Source organism: Planococcus sp. APC 3906 (genome assembly GCF_030407685.1).
Taxonomy (GTDB): Bacteria; Bacillota; Bacilli; order Bacillales_A; family Planococcaceae; genus Planococcus; species Planococcus koreensis.
In genome coordinates this window covers 1-21,387 of the sequence record NZ_JASDCW010000034.1, presented here as the reverse complement: position 1 = coordinate 21,387, position 21,387 = coordinate 1, and the positions used below count along the sequence as shown (strand labels likewise).

Annotated in this window: 26 protein-coding genes and 1 riboswitch; of the genes, 4 read left to right on the top strand and 22 right to left on the bottom strand. The window is 47.8% G+C overall.

The genetic code is table 11. From position 1 onward, the window contains the following. Nucleotides 1-167: 167 nt before the first annotated feature. The 5 genes from QMA09_RS15225 to QMA09_RS15205 form a co-directional block, all read right to left on the bottom strand. Entirely contained in the window at nucleotides 168-422 is a 255-nt protein-coding gene (locus QMA09_RS15225) for a Txe/YoeB family addiction module toxin (RefSeq protein WP_290213717.1), read from the bottom strand. Continuing rightward, nucleotides 415-690 (bottom strand): type II toxin-antitoxin system Phd/YefM family antitoxin, encoded by a 276-nt coding sequence (locus tag QMA09_RS15220; protein WP_290213716.1) that lies wholly within the window; start codon nucleotides 688-690, stop codon nucleotides 415-417. The genes QMA09_RS15225 and QMA09_RS15220 overlap by 8 nt, the downstream gene beginning before the upstream one ends. 94 nt (nucleotides 691-784) lie before the next feature. After that, a complete protein-coding gene (locus QMA09_RS15215; protein WP_290213715.1) occupies nucleotides 785-1,009 on the bottom strand; it encodes a hypothetical protein in 225 nt (74 codons plus the stop codon). A gap of 256 nt (nucleotides 1,010-1,265) precedes the next feature. Then, entirely contained in the window at nucleotides 1,266-2,015 is a 750-nt protein-coding gene (locus QMA09_RS15210; RefSeq protein ID WP_290213714.1) for a hypothetical protein, read from the bottom strand. A gap of 148 nt (nucleotides 2,016-2,163) precedes the next feature. Continuing rightward, nucleotides 2,164-3,021, bottom strand: a complete 858-nt coding sequence (locus QMA09_RS15205) for a DUF1835 domain-containing protein (RefSeq protein ID WP_290213713.1) — start codon at nucleotides 3,019-3,021, stop codon at nucleotides 2,164-2,166. Nucleotides 3,022-3,237: 216 nt separating this feature from the next. Between QMA09_RS15205 and QMA09_RS15200 the strand changes: the two genes are divergently transcribed. The 4 genes from QMA09_RS15200 (at nucleotide 3,238) to QMA09_RS15185 (ending at nucleotide 4,865) form a co-directional block, all read left to right on the top strand. Further along, nucleotides 3,238-3,666 carry a DUF4181 domain-containing protein gene (locus QMA09_RS15200; protein ID WP_290213712.1) on the top strand — a complete coding sequence of 143 codons (429 nt, stop codon included), beginning with the start codon at nucleotides 3,238-3,240 and terminating at the stop codon, nucleotides 3,664-3,666. Nucleotides 3,667-3,700: 34 nt separating this feature from the next. Continuing rightward, nucleotides 3,701-3,973, top strand: coding sequence for a hypothetical protein (locus QMA09_RS15195; RefSeq protein WP_290213711.1), 273 nt, complete (start codon nucleotides 3,701-3,703; stop codon nucleotides 3,971-3,973). A 190-nt stretch (nucleotides 3,974-4,163) separates the two neighbouring features. Next, complete coding sequence (locus QMA09_RS15190; protein WP_290213710.1) at nucleotides 4,164-4,529, top strand: DUF5412 domain-containing protein; 366 nt, start codon at nucleotides 4,164-4,166, stop codon at nucleotides 4,527-4,529. A 12-nt stretch (nucleotides 4,530-4,541) separates the two neighbouring features. Then, the gene (locus QMA09_RS15185; RefSeq protein ID WP_290213709.1) at nucleotides 4,542-4,865 is read left to right on the top strand and encodes a hypothetical protein; all 324 of its coding nucleotides are present in this window, start codon (nucleotides 4,542-4,544) and stop codon (nucleotides 4,863-4,865) included. A 75-nt stretch (nucleotides 4,866-4,940) separates the two neighbouring features. Here the strand turns inward: QMA09_RS15185 and QMA09_RS15180 are convergent, their stop codons facing one another. From QMA09_RS15180 to QMA09_RS15100, 17 genes are all read right to left on the bottom strand, one after another. Continuing rightward, nucleotides 4,941-5,174: a hypothetical protein gene (locus tag QMA09_RS15180; protein WP_290213708.1), complete on the bottom strand. Its 234-nt coding sequence runs from the start codon at nucleotides 5,172-5,174 to the stop codon at nucleotides 4,941-4,943. Nucleotides 5,175-5,312: 138 nt separating this feature from the next. Further along, nucleotides 5,313-5,561 carry a hypothetical protein gene (locus QMA09_RS15175; RefSeq protein WP_290213707.1) on the bottom strand — a complete coding sequence of 83 codons (249 nt, stop codon included), beginning with the start codon at nucleotides 5,559-5,561 and terminating at the stop codon, nucleotides 5,313-5,315. Nucleotides 5,562-5,579: 18 nt separating this feature from the next. After that, nucleotides 5,580-5,768, bottom strand: coding sequence for a hypothetical protein (locus tag QMA09_RS15170; RefSeq protein ID WP_290213706.1), 189 nt, complete (start codon nucleotides 5,766-5,768; stop codon nucleotides 5,580-5,582). Between the two features lie 139 nt (nucleotides 5,769-5,907). Continuing rightward, the gene (locus QMA09_RS15165) at nucleotides 5,908-6,825 is read right to left on the bottom strand and encodes a DUF5996 family protein (RefSeq protein WP_290213705.1); all 918 of its coding nucleotides are present in this window, start codon (nucleotides 6,823-6,825) and stop codon (nucleotides 5,908-5,910) included. A 247-nt stretch (nucleotides 6,826-7,072) separates the two neighbouring features. After that, nucleotides 7,073-7,684 carry a hypothetical protein gene (locus QMA09_RS15160; protein ID WP_290213704.1) on the bottom strand — a complete coding sequence of 204 codons (612 nt, stop codon included), beginning with the start codon at nucleotides 7,682-7,684 and terminating at the stop codon, nucleotides 7,073-7,075. A gap of 244 nt (nucleotides 7,685-7,928) precedes the next feature. Then, nucleotides 7,929-9,602 (bottom strand): acyl-CoA dehydrogenase family protein, encoded by a 1,674-nt coding sequence (locus QMA09_RS15155; RefSeq protein ID WP_290213703.1) that lies wholly within the window; start codon nucleotides 9,600-9,602, stop codon nucleotides 7,929-7,931. Further along, nucleotides 9,603-11,105 (bottom strand): class I adenylate-forming enzyme family protein, encoded by a 1,503-nt coding sequence (locus tag QMA09_RS15150; protein ID WP_290213702.1) that lies wholly within the window; start codon nucleotides 11,103-11,105, stop codon nucleotides 9,603-9,605. Next, nucleotides 11,102-11,485, bottom strand: coding sequence for a MerR family transcriptional regulator (locus tag QMA09_RS15145; RefSeq protein WP_290213701.1), 384 nt, complete (start codon nucleotides 11,483-11,485; stop codon nucleotides 11,102-11,104). The genes QMA09_RS15150 and QMA09_RS15145 overlap by 4 nt, the downstream gene beginning before the upstream one ends. Before the next feature lie 326 nt (nucleotides 11,486-11,811). Then, complete coding sequence (locus QMA09_RS15140; RefSeq protein ID WP_290213700.1) at nucleotides 11,812-12,843, bottom strand: acyl-CoA dehydrogenase family protein; 1,032 nt, start codon at nucleotides 12,841-12,843, stop codon at nucleotides 11,812-11,814. Between the two features lie 47 nt (nucleotides 12,844-12,890). After that, nucleotides 12,891-13,634: an ABC transporter ATP-binding protein gene (locus QMA09_RS15135; protein WP_290213699.1), complete on the bottom strand. Its 744-nt coding sequence runs from the start codon at nucleotides 13,632-13,634 to the stop codon at nucleotides 12,891-12,893. After that, complete coding sequence (locus QMA09_RS15130; RefSeq protein WP_290213698.1) at nucleotides 13,627-14,397, bottom strand: ABC transporter permease; 771 nt, start codon at nucleotides 14,395-14,397, stop codon at nucleotides 13,627-13,629. Before QMA09_RS15130 ends, QMA09_RS15135 begins: the two co-directional genes overlap by 8 nt. After that, complete coding sequence (locus QMA09_RS15125) at nucleotides 14,394-14,687, bottom strand: thiamine-binding protein (RefSeq protein WP_290213697.1); 294 nt, start codon at nucleotides 14,685-14,687, stop codon at nucleotides 14,394-14,396. Before QMA09_RS15125 ends, QMA09_RS15130 begins: the two co-directional genes overlap by 4 nt. Continuing rightward, entirely contained in the window at nucleotides 14,687-15,700 is a 1,014-nt protein-coding gene (locus QMA09_RS15120; protein WP_290213696.1) for an ABC transporter substrate-binding protein, read from the bottom strand. Before QMA09_RS15120 ends, QMA09_RS15125 begins: the two co-directional genes overlap by 1 nt. 121 nt (nucleotides 15,701-15,821) lie before the next feature. Continuing rightward, a riboswitch (TPP riboswitch) is annotated at nucleotides 15,822-15,931 on the bottom strand. Between the two features lie 439 nt (nucleotides 15,932-16,370). Beyond that, nucleotides 16,371-16,976 (bottom strand): flavin reductase family protein, encoded by a 606-nt coding sequence (locus tag QMA09_RS15115; protein ID WP_290213695.1) that lies wholly within the window; start codon nucleotides 16,974-16,976, stop codon nucleotides 16,371-16,373. Between the two features lie 81 nt (nucleotides 16,977-17,057). Further along, entirely contained in the window at nucleotides 17,058-17,408 is a 351-nt protein-coding gene (locus QMA09_RS15110; RefSeq protein WP_290213694.1) for a hypothetical protein, read from the bottom strand. Between the two features lie 515 nt (nucleotides 17,409-17,923). After that, nucleotides 17,924-20,746: a YhgE/Pip domain-containing protein gene (locus tag QMA09_RS15105; protein ID WP_290213723.1), complete on the bottom strand. Its 2,823-nt coding sequence runs from the start codon at nucleotides 20,744-20,746 to the stop codon at nucleotides 17,924-17,926. Between the two features lie 2 nt (nucleotides 20,747-20,748). Then, a complete protein-coding gene (locus QMA09_RS15100) occupies nucleotides 20,749-21,255 on the bottom strand; it encodes an RrF2 family transcriptional regulator (RefSeq protein ID WP_135504393.1) in 507 nt (168 codons plus the stop codon). Nucleotides 21,256-21,387: the final 132 nt, after the last annotated feature.

Sequence of the window (21,387 nt, the reverse complement as noted above, 5' to 3'; positions counted from 1 at the left end):
CGCAGTAATTTACATAATTTTACCACAAATTCGGGTGGATTAAGCTACTGGATGTTAATTTATGGGGTTTTATTGCATAGAAAAAGCGAACCCATTTGGATTCGCCTCCAATCAATATTCTAAGTTGTCGATTTTTTCTATCGCATTAAACGCAGTTTGCTGCATTTTTAATAATGGAATCTTGCCTGTGCAATTTTTATTGCATCATCTTCAACTTTATAAACAAGGCGGTGTTCCTGAGTAATCTGCCGCGACCAATACCCGCTCCAGTCATGTTTTAGTGGTTCTGGCTTGCCCAGACCCGTAAACGGATGACGTTCAATCTCCTTGATTAATCGATTTATTTTTTTAACATTCTTTTTATCAGTATTTTGCCAGTAAAGGTAATCTTCCCATGCTTGATCAGCCCATACTTTAAGCATCTTTACCGTCCTCAATTAGGTCCCGGACCTTTCCTTCACCATTCTCTAGCTGTGTAATTGCTTCATTAAGTCTGTCTCTATTTACTTTAGTAGACATCAAATAAGCAGTTTCACGATAAGCATTCAACTCGTCTTCGGAGATTAATACGGCGTTTTTGCCAGACTTTAGCGTAATGATAACCTCAGTATTTGCTTCTGTAACATCCTCAAGAATATTGAATAAATTTTTTCGAAGATTCGTTGGTGTAGTTGCAGTAATTGCTGACATTTTCATCGCCTCCTATTATGTACATTATAACGTACATGTATTTGGAAGTAAAGAATTAGAAAGAAAAAGCAGACCCAGTCGGATCCGCCTTCAATCATTCACGCCCTCTTTTAAAGAAAGCCTTGAATATAACAATATTCACAAGAATCATGCCTGCAAAGATCATAAATAACAGGAAATAGGCCAGCATATAGGCAAACCCTTCCCCTTGTCCAAATAGCTCTGTCAGGGTTGGAATACCACTGGCAAATATGAATAGCGGTGGGAACAGGATTAGAAGGAAGCCTATGATTAACATGTTTTTTTGCTTTTGCAGCATCGTTGAATCTCTCCTCGAAACTTTTTAACTTATCTTGGCTATCTTCTATTTTTTTGGAACAGCCTTCTAAATAATAACACCAATCCGACTATCACTAAAATTGAGATAAGCATTCCTGGAATTCCAACTGTCTCTAGCACCCTATATCTCCCCTTCCAAATGGATGAATCAACTTAACTTTGTTCGCTATTCGTGCTTTGATTTTAAGTTACCCTCTATCTTCTAGCTGTACGTCTCTATAGACAATCCTATTTAACTATTGATTTCCAGCTACGAGTTGTTTTAAGTAACCTTCAGGAATTTCCAGCGTTGTTTCTAGATGCTTTATATAATTTTTTCCGTCAGCGGTTTGAATCTCCAGCAGCAGTTCGTCGTTTGACGCCAATTTGTAAGGCTCACTGAAGATGACGTCAATTGATTCTCCTTGTTTTAATTTGGCTGAAAGCGTTGGCTCCCCGTCATTCCCTGAAGCTCTTAATAAGGCAGACGAATCGTAATGTCCCATTGTAGCAATGTCCATTGGTTCGTCGGCTGTAAATGTATAGTGGAGTTCGTCGCCTTTTATGATTCCCTCTGCCGCCTCATCTTCCCTCAATACCACGAGGATGGTTTCAACAGGTGCATGATCTTTATAGGAGACAGAAACGAGCGGTGCACGTCCGGATAATTCCATAAAATACTTTAATTCTTCCCCCGTAAGTTTAATCACGTCTTCTCGAAGTTGATATCCGTTTTGACTAGCAAGAATTTTAGAGGCACTATTTTTCTCGTCTTGTTCTTCTGGATTTTCAGTTGGGTAAAAACTTTTTTCGTTTACGACTGCTTTCGTCAGAGGCGTCTGATCTCTTTTTGTTGTTATGTACGAAATGGCAATCTCTTGATTCTTTTCATTCATCTGCGCAGATACTACCACAGGCGTTTCTACACTTGCTCTCGGCCAGAAGAAATACACAACTGCCCCAATCAAAAGTACAATTACAATCCAGATCCCCATCCGCTTTTTCATCCAGCTTCCCCGCTCCATTTTTATTTTTACCAGTTAGCTAAATCGAGTTGAAAGAATTTTCGCTCAAAAACCTATTCTTATAAATTTTACCATTATTTGTTTATCTTCAATCTAGCTTTCCAAAAAATATTTTGAGGAATAATATGATTCACCCCAGCTTCACACCATAATCGCGCATCGATTTGGTTATTCCCTTGATTTCAAGTGCTCTTTCATCCACTAACTTGCGGATTCTGTATTCCAGGAAGAAGTAAACGATGTACTCGTCCATTCTTGCGACTATGTCTCCGACTACTCTGGCAGCAAGGACATAATCGTTGTCCCTCTGCTCTTTCTGCAGTTTTTCCACCGTCTCCAAAATAAGTGCATCGTAATGATTTTCTGGCACAGCGGCTATGCGTCCATCTTTCCAAATCCGCAGCACATCCGTCGTTTCCGAAAGAGCATTCCATTGTTCAAGGTAATCGACCCGTTGCTCTTCGGTCAAAGCCTCCATGTGTTTTTCCTCTTCAAAAAATCGCTTTAGTATTTTGGCGTCCAGCAGCCCAGTATGAAAAGAAGCAGAGTCGTCTTCGGTGAAATATTTCTTGTAGGGCTGCGTCGTGTTCAGCAGGAAAATCTCGTTTTTCTTTTCCCGCAGTAAATAAAGATAAAAACACAGGCCCGTTTGTTCTTCCGCGTTATCGCCAAACCACAGATAGATTGGCACGTCCTGTGCGATGTCGTCTATTTGCAACAGGGCATTCCTGAATTTATTCGCATAATCATCCGCTGTTTCCCCAGGATTGATGTTGGCGAATAACCATTCCTTGCGGGCGTCTTGGCCGGTCTTTTCATCCAGCTTCCACAATGGTCCGATTGAAAAGGCATCGGGAAAACCAATGACATTCTTGGGCCCGTGTATGGCGACTCGTAAAGAGCCCGCTGTCGATTCCGAGGTGATGATGTGGACCGCTTCCGACGGATGCTCAATTCGATTTGTCTGATGGGTTTTATGTATTTGCATGGCTATGTCATCCTCCTTACCGGCTAAATTGCGCTGCCGCTTCACTGCATTTTCTGATTTCCCATAATTTTACCATACAGATTTCATCAATCAATTTTTCAGTCAAACGAAAATAAAATCTACTATTTGGAATTTTATGTTAAAGTGGAAATAGAATGACTTTATAAACGCACAGCTACGATCCAAGTTATTACCTTGTCTATCGGAGGGAATTTAATGTATGCATTCGAATCATCGTTTTTGTTAAAGACCCTGCTTCTCATTATTGTACTTTCTTCAGCAATGTTCCTGTTTAATACGCTCATTAGAAAATGGCTGGGCGTCGAGAAGCCGAAAGCATTTTCCCATAATCATTTGAATGACATTCATAAGAAAATCGACTGGAGCATCCGGATTTTCTTTATTGCTTTAATGCTAGTGGGCGGCTTTATCAATGCGACAAGATTTGATGGAGAGACGTATTTGTTCTTGGAAACGTGGGTTTTATTGTTTGCAATGGTGATAGCCACTGAAACGGTTCGGGCTGTTGTCGAATGGAAGTATGCGGAGAATCCCAAGGCCTATTTGTCTACCATCCTGCAATTGACTTTTGCAATGATTCTCGTGATTTTGATTTTTGCCACTGATTTTTTCGGTATGTTTTGACTAGCAGCTATCTTCTTCATAAAGGGGTGCAAGCATGAATAAAGAAAAAGACTATAATTTGAAGCACCATGCCATCGGTTTTTCCGTGGCGTTTTCCGTTATGCTGTTCAGCTATATTGATAAATACGTCTACGATTTGCACACGTTAGTTGGCGCTCTGCTGGCAGGATGCTGTGCCTATCTATTGGGCAAGTTTTTTGAAAGGCTGCCATTTTTGGATAAGGAAATCAATAAAAAAACGCAGAACGCTTTGACTGTCTTGGCATTGTTTGCAATCTTTTTTGCTTTTTCCTTTTTCGAGTTGTAGATGGATAGAGGTAGATCTCCGAAAGAGCTGTTGAGCCCTGTCACGGCTGCCAGCTCTTTTGTTATTTGCGCAATCTTGGATTCGTACGTGGTTAACTAATGATATCCAGCATTTAATGCACACCATATTTCCAGTTAAACAGATAGAACTTATTCCATTTATTTCCGTTATATGTAAAGAGGTGTTCGTTATGAGAAAAGGATTATTTATCAGTCTTGGTGCTTTCATCATCATAGCTGCGCTTGTGGGCTACGCCGTCTATTGGGGATTCTTCGATATGGAACGGTTGCCTGATGGCGAATTTCTAACCGAGGCAGTGTCGCCTGATGGTACTTATACCGTTCGCACTTATGTGACGAATGGCGGAGCGACAGTGGCTTACGCGGTTCGTGGTGAATTGATTTTTAACGATGAAGATGGAAAAGAAAAAACGATTTACTGGAATGATCGGGAAGAGTCGGCAACGATCGTTTGGGTCGATAACGATACGGTGGAGATCAACGGGCACCAGTTGAACGTTCCGCAGGAAACCTATGATTTCAGAAACAGTGAATAGGAGGAGTTTGTGTTGCCAGGCTTGGAGATCTACTTTTTCATACGCTTTATTTTTGGTTTGTTCATTGTCAGTTCGCTGCTGTTGATGACGTTGACAGTGCGCCCTTTCAACCGCTATGGGCTGGTGAACGGCTTTACGATTGGCTTGTTTGTTGTGACAGCGATGGTGGTGTCGGTGACGAATGGGCTGATTGCGGGGTATTTGTCAGACGGGATTTATCCTGGTGGAGATGAAGTCATTTTTTATTTGTTTTTCATCCTGTTTTTCTTATGCATTTTGAATGTGCTGCTGTATGTGATTTATTTTATACGGAAAGCAAAACTATTTAAGAAATAGCAATAAAAGAACAGCCAACTAAGCATGGTGCTTAACAAGCCACTCATGCGTATTCGGCTGTTCTTAGCTATTTCCCTATAGCGGCGATTCCTGTTTATCACTCAACTTGATATAAAAAGGAAAAAACACGATCAATAATAGGCCGACTATCCCGCTCAAGTAACCGAGCCCCATCCACACGCCGCCGTCTTTAAAAGACACGTATTGCGTCGCTTGGCAGTTCGGGCATTGTTTGCCGTCTTTGGAAAGCCCCAGCTTCCAGATATCTTTGGCTTTCCATTTATACGTGCAGTTTGTGCAATGTGCCATGCCATCCCTCCGTTCGCTTATACTCCATTTACGGCTGCAAAGGGATAATGTTTCATTTTCGGCAAATAAAAGACCGCTGATTCCGAATCGGATAAGCGGTCTTTACATTTGGTATTCACTTCTACGATGAATACGCTGCTACTTCACATCGTGTTGCTTTCGGTTGTTTCTCCACACAGTCCCCAGCACTTTGATGATGAAGACGAGCACAATAGCGAACGGGATCATCAACAGCAGGAACTGCCAAAAAGGCATATCTGTTTGCGGGTATACCGTGGTGCTGATCATCGCACCCGTAAACGCCAGCAAAAAGTTTACAAACCGGTCCCATTTCTTTGAAACAATCGGCTCTTTCAGCCACTTCTTCATTTTTGTTTTATTGTCCATATGCATCTCCTTCGGCAATCAGATTCGCTTTCGTTTCCGTTTTTCCAGGGCCGGATAGATGTACGCATAGATGAGGAATCCGGCGATGCCTTGGCCGATGACCAGCGTCCACACCGGTTCGCCGCCGTTCAGGATCAGCGTGACGATAAAGCCGATTCCTGCGTACACCAACGTCCCGAGGATGATGTCTTTTACGCGTTTACTCAATAAAATCCACCTTTTCGGCTGTGTCTTTACGTGCTCTCTTTCTCCCATACCCTCCTAATTCAATTGGAAACTACTGGGTAAAAAAAGAAAAGCACAAGCAGCGAATGGCTCGCTGCTTATGCTTTTTGCTTGTTGCGTGTCAATCGGCTTCGCCTTGTTTCGGCATATCCAGCGGCGTGAAGTAATAAGCGCAGCCTTGCCAGTCGAGCTCCTGGATCAGGATATCAAACGTCGTTTGGAAAAACGCTTGGATGGTTCCGCTCGGATCCGCAGAACGGGCTGCCGTTTCCAAGTCCAGAAAAAATTCACTTTTCGCTGGATCGTAATAGGCTTCGGCAGGCTTCAAAGAGCTTGTATCGAGTTCTTTGTAGAGAAAAGGATACGGCAGGACGAAAAACGTCGGCTCGTCGACGTTTTCATCGCCAAGCCAGAAGCCGTATTCCAGCATATGCTCATCAAACGCCGCTTTTCCGATGACTTTGTCCAAGGGAAACGCTTCAGGGATGCCGTGCAAAATCAGCAGCGAGACGTCGAATGTGCCCCAAAACAATGCCGGCTTCACTTTGCGGCAGCGCATCGGGCCGACGAATTTCAGCTGTTCGCGCAGCGCATAATGGAACAGTTTCAGCCCCCTGACCGCATCCCTCTGCTTGAACGTTAAAGGCGTGTCATCTTCGTCCAACCTGTTGGTATAAGCCATTTCCTGCGGCTTCGGGTTGATGGAAAACATGATGCCGCGGCTATTCAATGATTGAAAGATTTCGTCGAAATAAGCTTTGATGGATTTCGACGGTTCCAGCGGCACGTTTTGGCGGTCGCCATCCACATTGATTTGGATGCGGCTGTTGATGATGTCTAAATCGAGCTGAAACGCCGCAACTCTATGGAACAATAAGCCAGTTGAGAAGCCTTCCGGTGTGACAGCCAACGTCACGTGTGCCCATTGCGGCTCTTGCTGCGCGGTTTCCAGCTTGATCTTTCCGAGAATCTGCGAGATCAAATGCAGCGTGAATTTGGTGTCTTTCCACTCTGAATGCTTTATGATATCAAGTTCCATTGCTTTCTCCTCCTTGGTCTGCCTCTTCAATGCCTGTGTCTGCCAATGTTCCCGAAGCCGTTGACTGTGGTTTGTCTTTTCCCTTTTCTTAATTCGATGCCTGCGTGTATTTTCCTTTACCAGGTTTAAAAAGACTGGAAAAGCTATCCTGCATTTTAATCGACAAAGCGAAAAAATGTAACCAGCATCCGAAAGATCCTCTTAACTGCAAAAACGCCACCCGAAGGCAGCGTTTAGTGAACCTGTTTTATTCATTGTTTTGCAGCTTTGCAAGCAGTCCATCCTCAAATCCATCCAAATATTGAATCTTACCGATTTTTCCTTCTTCCGGAGCGATTGCATCTCCTTCGAAATTGAATTGGCTTGATTCGCCGTTCTCATCTGTGTATTCCACTTGGAAAGTAAAATCATATAGCGTTGGTTCTTTTTCATTTTGAGCTATTTCAATCGCAGATGTGCTTAATTGATACTCGCCATCAAAAGTCGAATACATAAAGGCAGCTTGATTGATGAAGTTGTCATAGCCGTTGTCTGTAAAATAGGGAGCATAGGTTTCTTCCATATAACCCATTAACGCTTCGTATTCAGGTGATTCTAAATAAGCTTCATAATCCTCACTGTATTTTTCTGAAATCTGGGCTTCCATCGCTGCATCCAAAAGTTCTTCGTACTTCTCATCCGGTCCATTGAATTCCTTTTCGATGACAGCCTGAATCGCTTGTTCACTTTTATCGGCTGTTTCCTCCGGATCTGCACCAGTAGCTGAACACCCTGTAATCACAGCACTAGCAAAAATTAAAAGCAGCATACCGGATATTTTTTTCGTAGCTTCGTATTCGTTTTTTTCAATAATCCCCATTAAGATTCCTCCTCATAAATTATTTAAAATGCCTGCTGGCACTTCCAACAAAAGAGTTTATAGTTGTAGTACGATTGAATTTTTGAATAGATTCACTTTTCTTACAATTATTTTACAACTGTATATTTAAAAGCATAAAAAAACCGTTAATTCAATTGCGAATTAACGGTCTGATCAAAGCTTTACTTATAATTTTAAATGGCCTAACGCAATCGCTTCTGCTGATAAATCAGCTGTAAAGCTTCTATCCACCCATCACCGAATTAAAATATTTCACCGTTTTCATTTCACCGCCTGTTCGCCGTGTCTCCCACGTCAGCTCCGTGAAAATCGCGGAAAGCGGTTTGTAAATGCCTCCGTGTTTTTCTGACCATTCGAGCGCTACTGTGTTTTCAAACAGCTGCGCCATTTTTTGCATTAATTTTTTCGCATCAAAACTTTGGAGCGCGGCATCAGAGCCTGCAAATAAATTGAGTTCTTCGTGCAGCTTTGCCATTTTCTCCTGCAGCAGCTTGACATCATTGGTTGGCTGCAGTTTTTCAAGGCGCGCCTTGATATGGCGAACAAATACGGTATGCGCGCTGAATTTATTGACGAGGCGGATCAGTTCCAATCCGAGAATATTCGCTGTGCCTTCCCACACCGTCAGCACCTGTGCGTCCCGCAGCAGCCTCGGGGTGACGAAATCTTCGATATAGCCGTTGCCGCCGTGCATTTCGATTGCTTCGTGGGAAAAGTGGATCGCTTGTTCAGCAGATTCCTTTTTCAAAATCGCGATGAGCAAGCGGCTTAATATTTGTTCCTCTGGCGCAGCTTCCCCAGAAGTGACCCGGTCGTACAGGGCGATGAGATCAAAAATCGCCGCAGTTTCAAACTCTTGCTTGGCGCGCAGTTTCATCAAGCTGTCCTGCACCATCGGGAAGTCGGTGAGCTTTTGCCCGAACGCGTTGCGGCGCTCTGCATATTCGGCTGCTTCATCAAGCGCCCGTTTCATGATGCCGATCGAAGCGACCGCATTGCAGATCCGGGACAAATTCAGCGCTTCCATCATATACTTGAGGCCCATTTTCGGGTCGCCGACGACAAACGCCTGCGCTCCTTCAAACTCGACTTCCCCGGAAGGAACGGCCCGGACGCCGAGCTTGTCCTTTAACCGGCGGATGCGGATGCCGTTCAATTGGCCGTCCACTTTCCACGGCACCGCGAACAAGGTCAGCCCTTTCGACCCTTCTGCGGCGCCTTCAATGCGCGCAAGCACCATTGCGACACCTGCCATTCCAGCATTCGAGGCAAAGTATTTCTCTCCGTATAAGCGATAGCCGCCCTGGTACGCAACTGCCTTCACGACATTTGCGCCGACATCCGAACCGCCTTGGCGTTCTGTCAAAAACGTTGCGCCTTCGAATAGTTCAGTGTCGCCAGTTGCGCAAACATGCGGCAAAAAGCGCGTTTTAATGTCTTCATCTGCGAAATGATCCAGCAAATACGCCGTTGCCATCGTCAACGTCACTGGGCAGTAAAAGCCGGGTTCCGACTGCGACAAGAGATAGCCTTGTGCAAAACTATAGACATAATTGCCTTTTCGGCCGAGTTCTGGAATTTCCTTGTGGACATAGCCGACGATTCCCGTCCGATACGTTTCATCCACGGTCTTTTTATAGCCTTCATTGACCCAGACATGGGAGATATCCTCCCCGAGCCGGTCGTACTTCTCAAGCCGCGGCTGCCCTTCCCGGTCGGTATGGCGTGCGCGTTCATCGATGTCATTCGCTGCGAGCTTTCCAAAAGCAGCAAGTTCCCGCTCTGCATATTCGAAAAAATCTTTTGGCAACCGTTCCGCCAATATGTTTTTCAAGGTTTTATCCGGTTCGTAGAAATTGCGTTCACCTGTTGGTGCTGAACCTTTTAAAACGACCATTCAGGCACTTCCTTCCCGCAGTGGCTGCTTGAGTATTTTTCCGGATGCGTTCCGCGGCAGCGCATCCATTTGTTCGAGAATTCTCGGCACTTTGAAGCTCGCCAATTGCTCCGAGGCGAAAGCTTTCAATTCGTCCGCGCTGATTTCCCGTGATGCGGCAAAATATGCTTTCACCGTCTCGCCCCATTCCGCGTGCGGCACGCCAATGACAGCCGTTTCGTGGATGTCCGGATGCGCGAGCAGCACTTCTTCGATTTCTTTCGGGTAGATGTTCACACCGCCAGAAATGATCAAATCTTTTTTCCGGTCAACAATCCAGATAAAGCCGTCTTCATCGAATTTTGCCAAGTCCCCGGTTTTTAGCCAGTCGCCAGTGAATGTTTCTTTTGTCGCTTCGTCATTTTTATAATAGCCGAGCATATTGCCTTCTCCGCGAAGCAGGATTTCCCCGACTTCGCCAGGCTTCACATCCTGTCCGGCATCGTCCACGATTCGAATTTCCGTATGGAGAGCTGCCCGCTTGCCGATGCTGCCCGCTTTTTCCGCATGTTCCGGACCCGTCATCAAGGTCCCACTCGGCCCCGCTTCTGTCAGACCATACACGCAAACCAAATTATCGGTGCGGAAAGCTTCTTGGACAAATTTCACTTCCCCTGCAGAAAGCGGTGCGCTGCCATAAATCCACCATTTCATCGAAGACAGGTTGCGCTTTGCGATATCCGGATGCTTTGCAGTCATCAAATAAGCGACCGGTGCCCCGAAGAAATGTGTCGTCTCTTCCTGTTCAACCGCATCCAACAATAAATCCGGCGTAAACGTCGGTACGAGCACATGCTTGGCCCCGACAATCATCCCCGCTGCAAGGAATAGATGCAGCGGCGCGGAATGGCTGAGCGGCATCATGTGCAACAGGCGGCTCTCCGGTTTCATTTCCATTTCGACGCAGATCATCCCTGCGACCGTCAAGATATTGCGGTGGCTGAACAGCACGCCCTTTGGCTTGCCGGTAGTCCCTGAGGTATAGAGAATTGTTGATGGTTCATCGTCTTGCGCATCGGATGAAATTTTTTCTTTCGATTGCGTGTTTGCCAGTTCGCTGAATGCTTCCCATCCTTCCGCCGCTTCACCCGTTTTGATCAACAAGACATTTTCCTTTTGCAGGTGTTTTACGGCGCCAAACAGCAGCTCATGTGCAAAGAGCGCTTTCGCATCAGAATGCTCCAGTATGTAGTCAATCTCTTTTTGCCCCAATTTCGCATTTACGGGAACGATGACCGCATTTAAACGCTGTACCGCAAAATAAGCGACAATGAATTCCGGAACGTTCGGCATGAACAAGACGACTTTGTCCCCGCGGCCAATTCCGCGATTCTTCAAAGAATACGCCAAATTGTTGGCAAGCCGTTCCATCTCTAGGAACGTCAAGCGCTGGCCCATCCCGACCACTGCCTCCCTGTCTGGATATTTCCGTGCATTCCGCTCGAGCAATTGTGAAAGATTCATTTTCCCATCCCCTTTAGTTTTGATAGCTTTGCTGAAAATTCGCCAAGCAGGAACTCCATTTCTTTTTTTGTCTTTTCGAGTTCCCCGATGCGTTCTTCCATTACTTGAATTTGCTTTTTCCCGTATTCGATCGTGCGTTCCAGCTGCTTTTTGCCTGACCGGTCCGCATCGAACAGCAGCACCATTTCCTTGATCTCATCCAATGTAAAGCCGTATTTCTTTCCTCTGTCGATGAGCTTCAGCTTCGCAATTTCGGCATTCGAAAACATCCGCTGATTGGCGGATGTCCGCTCCGGCTTCAGCATTCCCAGTTCTTCGTAATAACGGATTGTGCGCGTCGTCACCCCAAACTCCTCCGCAGCTTCCCGTATTGTTTTCATCTTCCGCCTCCTTGTCAGATTTTTTTGATAGTTCCAGTTTAGCATTGACGTTAACGTAAAGCGCAAGTGCTTTCTGCATGAATGAAAAATAAGGCACCGCTCTTTCCTTTGCATACAAAAAGCCAGCTTTCCGGTTGGGTTACGGAAAGCTGGCTTCAGTTGAATTTAAGATTTTCTTTCATAAAAGCATATATCATTCTCACAGAAAAGCTTTACCCATTCTAAAGTTCTCTGCTACTCAGTTGGGGCATTGGACGGAGTAGCTATAAAAGCAGGGATACTTGTTTTGCATTATCGAACGCTTCCGCATTACTTCTCTCCTCAGACTATGTTCCACTTGGCTTCAGAAATGTATGCTGGCCTGCCGTATGGAGATCCCGCCAAATGCGGTTGATGGCCGCTTTTTCCATGACCCCTTCCATGCCGAAAAGCCGAATCAGTAAATCAGCCGCTTGGATAACTAAACTGGCTGCCCGCTTGCTTGTATCCATGTATTCCTGCAACTCGGCTTCAGCCATGCCGTTCCCGGCTGCATGGATGGCCCATAAGCTGTCTCCTTTTTGATGGAAGTCCGCAATCGCTTCGGCCACTTTTCGTTCCTGCTGTTCTACTTGCGACCGAACGAAATGATAGCGGTCCGATTCTTCACCGGATCCATCTTCCCGATATTTGTCTGCCAGCAATTCCGCTTCTTCGAAAAAATGTTCGCCGATTCCCAGACACACTGCCGCGAAGGAAGCTACCGAAAAAGGCACGAACGGGAATGAATGCACAGCGCCGCGCAAGTCATTGGGCTGTTCCAGCAAACTGAAAGTCCTGTCTTCCGGAACAAACGTATCCTGGACGGTGATGGAATGGCTGCCCGTTCCTTTTAGGCCGAACGCTTGCCAATCCGGATTAATGGTCACTTGCTCCGGCATAAAAACAAAACTGCGCACACGTTGGTCCGTCTCCATTACCGCATTGGCGGTAAAAAAAGCGGCATAAGGGGCGCCGCTGCAATATTTCCATTCACCCGTAACCCGGTACCCTCCTGCCACTTTCTTAGCAATCCCATTCGGATGTCCGCTCCCTGCAAGCACAGCTTCCTTTGGGCTGAATAAGGGCTGCGCCCATTGGCTTTGGATATGCGGAACAAACATCCCTCCCCCTGAGCCGATGGCGACGAGCCAGCCGAAATTGCCGTCTATCCGGGAAGCTTGCTGAAAGACACGCAACGCTTCTGGCAGCGGCAGCATACGCCCGCCCAGCTCTTCCGACACAAATAATTTAAACAGTTTTTCTTCGTACATAAACTCCAGCAGCTCCTGTGAAACGGTCCCCGCCTCTTCGGTTTGCTGGGATTGGCTTCTGATCATGTGTATGTCCTCTTGTTTGAACACGGTCCATCCCTCCAACTGCTTCATCATTCAGTCGTTCCTTTCTTTAACACTTTATAAATGGCTTTCTTATAATGCAGGAACTCTTCTGTCATGGTGATGCCTTCTTCTCTCGGCCTTGGGAAGTCCACTTTGAATTGGGCTGCGACATTCGCCGGTTTTTCCGATAACACAAGGATGCGGTCAGCTAAAAAAAGCGCCTCTTCGATGTTATGCGTCACAAACAGAATCGAGCGTTTATTCTCTTGCCAAATGGAAAGCAGCCATTTTTGCATTTCCGACCGCGTAAATTCATCAAGCGCCGAAAATGGTTCATCGAGGCAGATGAGCGGCTGCGGGCTCAACAAGCTGCGAATAAATGCCGCCCGCTGTTTCATCCCGCCGGACAATTGATGCGGGTAAGCGCCCTCATATCCTTTGAGCCCCGCTTTGTCCAGCATCTGCATGGCTGCTTGCGGCTCTTTTTTCCCTGTCAGCTCAGCTCCGAGCAGGACATTTTCCAAAACAGTCCGCCACGGGAACAAAGAGGGACTCTGCGGCATATAGCTGATGGAGCCTTTTAGGCCGTTGATCTTCTTGCCATCCAGCAGGATATCGCCGCTGTCCGGTGTGTAAAGGCCGCCGATCAAATGGAACAAGGTGCTTTTCCCGCTGCCGGAAGGGCCAAGGACCGCCACGAATTCATCTTTTTTAATTTGAAAAGATACGTTTTTCAGCACTTCATTTCCATCAAAGGATTTTGTTACTTGATCGATCACCAGCTCAGCCATGTCCGCTTCCTCCTCCGCTTGCTTTCCAGCGAATAATCCGCTTTTCCAAAAATACGATACCGGCAAAAAAAATCAGGCTCAGCCCCATGATCAACAAGATGGCCACGAATACTTTAGCGGTTTGAAATGAAGACGAAGCGAGCGTCATGTAGACCCCGATGCCTTCTTGCGCACCCAACCACTCAGAAATCACTGCGCCCATGACGCTGTAGGTTGCCGCGATTTTCAAACCGGAAAAAATGGAAGGCAGGGCGTGCGGCCATTCCAGCTTCCAAAAAATCTGGCGCTTTGTGGCTCCTGCCATTTTCATATAATGCAGCAATTCCCCGCTCGTCTGCCTGAAGCCATCCAATGCGGCGATCGTAATCGGGAAAAAGCAGACGAGCACAATGATGACCAGTTTCGGCAGCAGGCCGAAACCGAACCAGATGATCAGCAAAGGGGCCAATACAATTATCGGGATGTTTTGCGATACGATCAGCAGCGGGTAAAAAGTTTCTTTCAGTTTGGGAACAAGATGAAGGCCCACCGCCACGCCCAAGCCGATCAATGTGCCGATCAACAGGCCAATGATGGACAGCCGGATCGTGGCAAACAAGTGGCTGCGGTAATCCGGCCAGCTTTGCCATGCTTCGATGCCAATCTGCGCAGGGGTTGGCAGGAGCCATTCCGGAATGGCAAAGACCCCGCTCAGCACTTGCCAGCTGACCAATAACAGGATGAGGACCGAAACGGGTCTCCAGCCTTTTCGCCACAAGCTCATGGCCGGTATTTCTCCGTCAATGCATCCATCGAAGCCCATTCTGGCTGATAAAGCACTTTGATCTGGGAGATGACATTGCGGCTGCCGTTCTCGATCATCGCTTCGTTCATTTTCTCGACAATCGCAAAAAGTTCCGTCAAGTCCCCTTCCATCGTCGTTTCCAACGGATTGACCTGGTATTTCACTCCGGATTGTTCAATTATGGCGATGGCTTTGTCGACGTACGGAATGACATCTTCTCCGCCTTTCGTTTTAGGTATGATTTGAATACTCAGCAATGCGTTTCCCATCAGTTATTCTCCTCCTTTGGCAAAAATTCGTTGGTGTAAGCCTGATCCACTTCAAGCTCCTTTTCGAGCAGGCCATTGTCCAGCATCCACGTTGCATAGTCCAGCCATACTTCCGGTTTTTGCTCGCCCCAGCGGGATGCATCATCCTGGTATTTCGGCGACAGCCATTGCTGGCTCGCCTTCACAAGTTCAGCATCCAAATCCGGAACCGCTTCAATCAGGATGTCCGCCGCTTGTTCCGGCTGCTCGATGGCAAATTGATAGCCTTGCGATGCGGCTTTTGTAAAAGCTGCCACGGTCTCCGGGTCGTTTTTAATCATTTCTTCATTCGATATGAGAACCGGTGTGTAATAATCCAGCTTTTTCGAGTAATCCGTCAAATACTGCATATTCAATTCTTCTCCCCGCAACTCGGCTTCTATGCCGGTCCAACCGTAGTAAATCCAGGCAAAATCAATGTCCCGCTGCACGGCTGTGAAAAAGTCGGTGTTGCCGATACTGAGGATTTCCACTTGTTCCACATCCGCCTTTTCCGGTTCCATGATGGAACTGAGCACCGCTTTTTCGACCGGCGCTCCCCAACCGCCATACGCTTTCCCTTCATAATCTTTCGGGGATTCGATGCCTTTTTCCGCAGGCGAGGCAAAGCCGGATGTATTATGCTGGATAACCGCCGCAATGGACACAATCGGAATGCCCTGGACTCTCGCTTCCGTCAGGCTTTCCTGCGCTCCGATGCCGAACTCTGCCTGATTCGAGGCCACCAGCTGATTCGCTCCGGCTTCCCCGGGCATGACGATGTCAACATCCAGCCCTTGTTCTTCAAAGTAGCCATTTTTCTGCGCCACATACAAACCGGTGTGATTGGTATTCGGTGTCCAATCCAAGACCATTGTCACTTTTTTCAATCCCTCTTGTTCTGGCGCTTCATTCTTGCCAGAACTGCTGTCTGTGCCGTTCGTGCACGCTGCCATCAACAACACAGATGCCAGTAAGACCGACCATTTCTTCATCCTGTTTTTCCCCCTTTGATTTATCTCATAAAATCAAGCTGAAACAAGGGACATATCAAATTTGGGGTACAAAAAAGCGCCCAAGGTTATAGAAACCTTAGGCGCATATTATGACAAATCATACCGATTCGAATATGTTCCCTCCGCTGGTATTAACCAGATCAGGTTCCAAGGGTCAATATCTCACGGATATTCTCTCAATCGGCAACACCGATCCCCCCACATGTTTTTATGAAATTATTGGTTTTCTTTTCTCGTCTATCTTGTCACACCTTCGTACATTCTTCAAGTACAAGACAAAATATTGCAAATGCGGATCACAAGGAACAAGTGAAACAAGTTCTGTTTCATGCTGTCCTTAAATCCAAGTATGCAACTGAACCAGCTGAACGGTGTCTCTCCGATTTCAGTTCAAGAGCGTAAATGGAAAAGCCGTTCGCCCCGGCGAACAGCTCCATTAAAAGAAAGAGCGCATTTCGCCGAGGCGAAATGCATCCATCTATTGGTTTATGGTGGCAGGTTCACTCGTTAACATGAACTAAATCCCAGTTAACATGACTTAGCCAGGCGTTAACATGAAGTGCGGGAGAGTCAACATGAACTAGCCAGCTATTAACATGAACTGGCTGGAGTTTAACCGGCACTAGCTGAGAAGCGTCTCTCTCCACACTCATTTCGGTCTCGCTATCTCAAAAATCTCCCCGATCGCCGCGTAGTTCGCGCCTGCCAAACGGCTGACAGCATCGAGGCCCCTCGGATCGATGCGTCCGTTTTCGTAAATCGCCTCGTCGACATGGAACTGGATAATTTCGCCGATGAACAAATCGCTGCCCGCCCCTTCGCCGCCGAACGGCACGGCCTGCACCAAGCGGCATTCCATGCGCACTTTCGATTCGGCGATGCCCGGCACCGATACCGCTGTACTCGGAACCGCTGTCAGTCCGGTCATCTCCACTTCACTTTCCGATGGCGGCAAGGATGCAGATGTCTCGTTAATCTTCGCGACATTGTCGCCGTCGACGATGTGCACGACGAATTCCCCGTTTTCGTAAATATTGCGCGCTGTATCTTTCATTCCACTCGCGGGGCGCTGTATCGCCAGCGACAGCATCGGCGGATTGGACGACACGATATTGAAATAGCTGAACGGTGCCCCGTTGACCACTCCCGCTTCCGACTGGGTCGTGACAAACGCAATCGGCCGCGGAATCACGGAACCGACCAATAATTTATAATTCTCGCGCTCGGTGTTGTCTTTTGGATCGATGGATAGCATGTTCTTCAGCTCCTGTTCGTTTTGGCGTGTTCCCTTAAAATAGCACAATTCACTTTACTAAAATGGTCACAAGCAGCCTTTTTATTCTCCCGGCAGTTCGCCAATCACTTTCTTCGTTTCTTGATCCACTAAGATGCTCGGATATGCCACAAGCTCCGTTTCAAACACCGGAGTCACCAGAAATATGGTTTGCCCACGGTATTTCTCATCTACATCGGTATAGCTGGCCATCTCATCCGATACTTCAATTTCTTCGATTTCTCCATTTAGCCAAGCGTTTTCCCATTCCTCATCCTTCGGCATATCTGTCCCTTGTATATATGTCCATACATTCTCCAGAATTTGCTGCTCTTCCTCGCTTTTCTTATTGTTATTACACCCTGACATAACAGCCAATAAGACGATCAGCACACACATGAGCGATTTCTTCATTTTTCCACCTCTTCGTTTGAATAAAGAAATTACGGTTTAAAATACTGTTTGTTTAGGGGAGAAATTCCTAGAATAAAACGATCGGTGTTAAAAGAAAAACGACCAAAGGCATTTCTTGCATATCGGATAGACCATCATTACTTAGTTCGCTGAACTTCCTGCCACACCTTTTTCTTTATTGTATTCTTCTTATTAAACGGTTTATAAAAGTAAACGTTTCAAGCGCTCTGAAAAGGCAACGCGGACACTAGTGTGGCCGCACTGCCAGTTCCACATGCAGGGCCACGCGGGCCTCCACCTGTTCCATTTTTGTCACCATCACATCTTCTAATCCGGAGAATTTCATGGGAATATTCAAGTGCACGCATCTCCTCTTTTTTTACTTATTATTCGACATTTCAAGTATAAAAGAAGTTGGAGATTGCGTGTCTTTTTTCGGGTCAAATTGTTTGAACACTCCTACATTTAGTATAGAACCAAAAAAAGAACCGCATATCGCTATGCGGTTCCAGCCGTCAGTTTTCTTCCGCCAGCCTGAATGCTTTGCGGCTGCGCAGAGAAAGCACGAGCCACAAGAGCACATTGAAAAGCAGGAAGAAAGCGCCGAGCACCGAGATGCTCATCAAAAAAGTATCCGTGCTGTAGGCCGAGGACATCGCTTCCCGGAAGCCGAGAATCGCGTAGCTCATCGGCACAAAATCGTGCACTTTCTGGAAAAATCCGTTTGTCAGCTCTACCGGGAACATGCCGCCGCTCGCGCCCAATTGAAGCACGAGCAGGATCATCGCCACAAAGCGTCCCGGATTGCCAAACGTCATGCCGAGGAACATGATCAAAAACATGTACGTCAGCGACGTGATGACCGAGACCGCGACAAATTCGCCGGTATGCTCCACTTGAAGGTGGAAGCCGAGTAGCATGATGGCATCAACGATCAATGCCGCTGAAGTCGCCTGCACAAAGCCGAGTGAGAATTTGCTGAGCCACCAGGCCGTGCCGGACGTCGGGCGCCCTGCTGGTGCATTGATTGGAAACACCAAATTGAACGACAGCGCACCGACAAAGAGGCCGAGCGATAAAATATACGGCGCCAGTGCATGGCCGTAGTTCGGCACTTCGCTGCGCTGGCTTTCGGTTGCGGTTGCCGGAGCAGCAATCATCTCGAAATTGGCCTCTTCTGCTTGTGCATCGTTTACGTCTTGGGCTCCGTCAGACAAGCTCCCCGCCAGTTCGGCCGAGCCTTCTTCCAATTGCCCCATGCCATCACCGATTTCAAGCGATCCATTCTCGAGCTGTCCTGCCCCATTGCGCAGTTCTGCTGCTCCGCCGGCCAGTTCACCCACGCCGCCGGAAAGTGCTGGAATCCCTTCGGCTAAACGTAAAGCCCCATCCGCCAATTGACCTGCGCCGGAATTCAGATCGGCCGAGTTTGCCGCGAGTTTGTTAGTTCCCTGCTGAAGCTCATCCGCGCCTTGTGCCGCTTGGGACACACCGGCTGCATAGGCCGCAGTGCCTTTCTCCAATTCCACGGACCCTTGCTGCAAAGCGCTTGCGCCTTCCACGAGCCCCTGTGAACCGGCAGCAAGTGATGACACGCCTTCATTCAATGAAGAACTGCCTTGAGCCAAACGGTCGATTGCTTCCGTAAGCTGCGGCAACCCTGCCGCCGCCTTTTCGGTGCCGGCCAATAGTTTGCCGCTGCCTTGCACCGCTTCATCCGCTCCCGCTGAGAGCGCTGCCGCTCCTGGAATCAGCTTGCCTGAAAGTGCGTCGTTGATGCTCGAATACCCGCCGAGTGCCTGCGCAGCCGCCGGATTCACCCCTTCGACAGCGCTGTTCAAGCCCGCGATTTGCTGCGGCAATGAACCAAGCGACTGGAATGCCGGAATTACTTGTTCGTTCAAGTCAGCCGATACCGCCGCGAGGTTTGCCTCAAGCGCTTCAATCGCCTGTTGCTGAGCCGCCGCTTGCTGTTCTGCGCCGCCGCTGACTGCAGCGGACAATTCTGCTTGTTGCTCTTCAGTCAAATTGCTGTAAGCGGGAGACGCCTGCAGCGCCGCCACTGCCGTTATTGAGGAAGCAGCTTGCAAGGCATCGGCACTTTGCTGTGCCGCCGCCAAATTCGCTTGCAGACTGGATGCGTCTTGCCCGCCGCTAGCCGAAACAATGCCATTCAATTGGCTGACGCTGTCCTGGATGCCCGCGAGCCCTTGCTGCAAACTCTCGATTTGTTCCCTTGCAGGCAAGTTATTATTCAATGCGCCGAGTCCTTCTTCGAGCGCTGAACTGCCTGCTGCCAATTCGGCAAGGCCATCGCCAAGCGCCGCCTGGCCGGCAACCAATTGCTGAATGTCCGCCAAGCCGCTCGTCTGCGCCTGCAATTCGTGCAGGCCGTTATCCAGCTGTGCACTGCCGCGCTGGGTTTCCGTCAGGCCGTCATTCAATTGTGCCGCTCCCGGCACCAGCGAACCGAGCCCTTGTGCCAGCTTTTCTGAACCTTGGACGAGCTGCGAGCCGTTCTGGTTCAGCTCTGCCGTCCCTTCAGCAAGGCTCGACATGCCGTTTTGCAGTTTGCCCACGCCTTCGGTATAAGCAGAAACACCTTTGTTCAGGCTTGCTGCCCCTTTGTTCAACGCGTTTGCCCCGCCTACGAATTGGCTGACGCCGATTTCCAATTTTTCGGCGCCTTCCTGGAACGTCAAGCTGCCTGCTGAAAGTTCGCTCAGCCCGGCAGTCAACGCTTCATTTCCTTCCTGCAGGCGGATTGTTCCTTCATCCAGTTCTTCCGCACCTTCTGCCGCTTCACCTAAGCCTTCGCCAAGCGTGTCAATTTGCGCAAACACCGCTTTGACGTATTCTTTGGTCACGTTTTCAGCGATGTCTTCTTTGATCTCCGTTGTTGCCTGTTTGCTGACCGCTTCGATGAAAAAGCCGCGGCCCGGGTTCGTTTCATACTGCAAGTTCATGGCTTTCGGATGGTCGCCCATAACCGAAGCCGCATTTGCCGAGAAATCTTCCGGAATGGTCAGCACCATGAAATAATCGCCAGCTTCCATTCCGCGTTCGGCGTCTTTCGCATCCGTAAAATGCCATTCGAGCGAGTCGTTTTCTTTCAAATTGCCCACGAGTTCGTCGCCCACGGCAAACGTCTCACCTTCATAATCCGACGCCACATCTTCGTTGACGACCGCCACCGGCAAGCGTTCTGTTTTCCCATAAGGGTCCCACGATGAACCGAGAAAAAATCCTCCGTAAATAATCGGGATGAACATCATCACAATCATCGTGCCCAATAAGAGCGGTTTGGCAAGCAATTGCTGCCATTCCCGTTTCAGCATTTTCACTTTACATCATCCTGTTCTTTGTTGATCACGTCGCTCAAGGTTTCGCGGTTCCAGTTCAAGGTCGGCAAATTCGATGTGCCCAAGCCTTCTTTCAGCAAGTCAGCCGCTGTCACTTTGGACAAATACTCAATCAGCAAGCGGTCTCCTTGCGCAAAAACGCTGCGCAGCAGTTCCTGCCCTTTTTGTGCGTATTGGCCGTCCTGAAAAGCCAGGCTGATCAATCCGGTATCCGGATACAATTGAATCGGCCCTTCCATCGCTTCAATCGCATCGAGCATCGTAATCTCCGTTGCCGGCTTCGCCAGCGACACGCCGCCATTGTTTCCGGGAACCGACACGGCAATGCCCTGGACCACCAATTTCCGGATGATCTTTTTCATATAGGAAGGCGAAACGCCCAGCCTTTTGCTGATTTCATCTGAAGCGAGTGGCGCACTGCTTTCCTGTGTCGCCAGCAGCACGATGATGCAAATGGCTTGCTCTACCCCTTTGGTCAATTGCATGGTTAGCACCTCTTTCATCTACGTTTAATATCCATTATGGATGTTTAATATCTATTTAAGGATGATACGCCTTTTTTTCGGAAATGCAAGAGGCAGCTTTCCTTTTTTAGATGAATCGTTAGCGAAACTAAA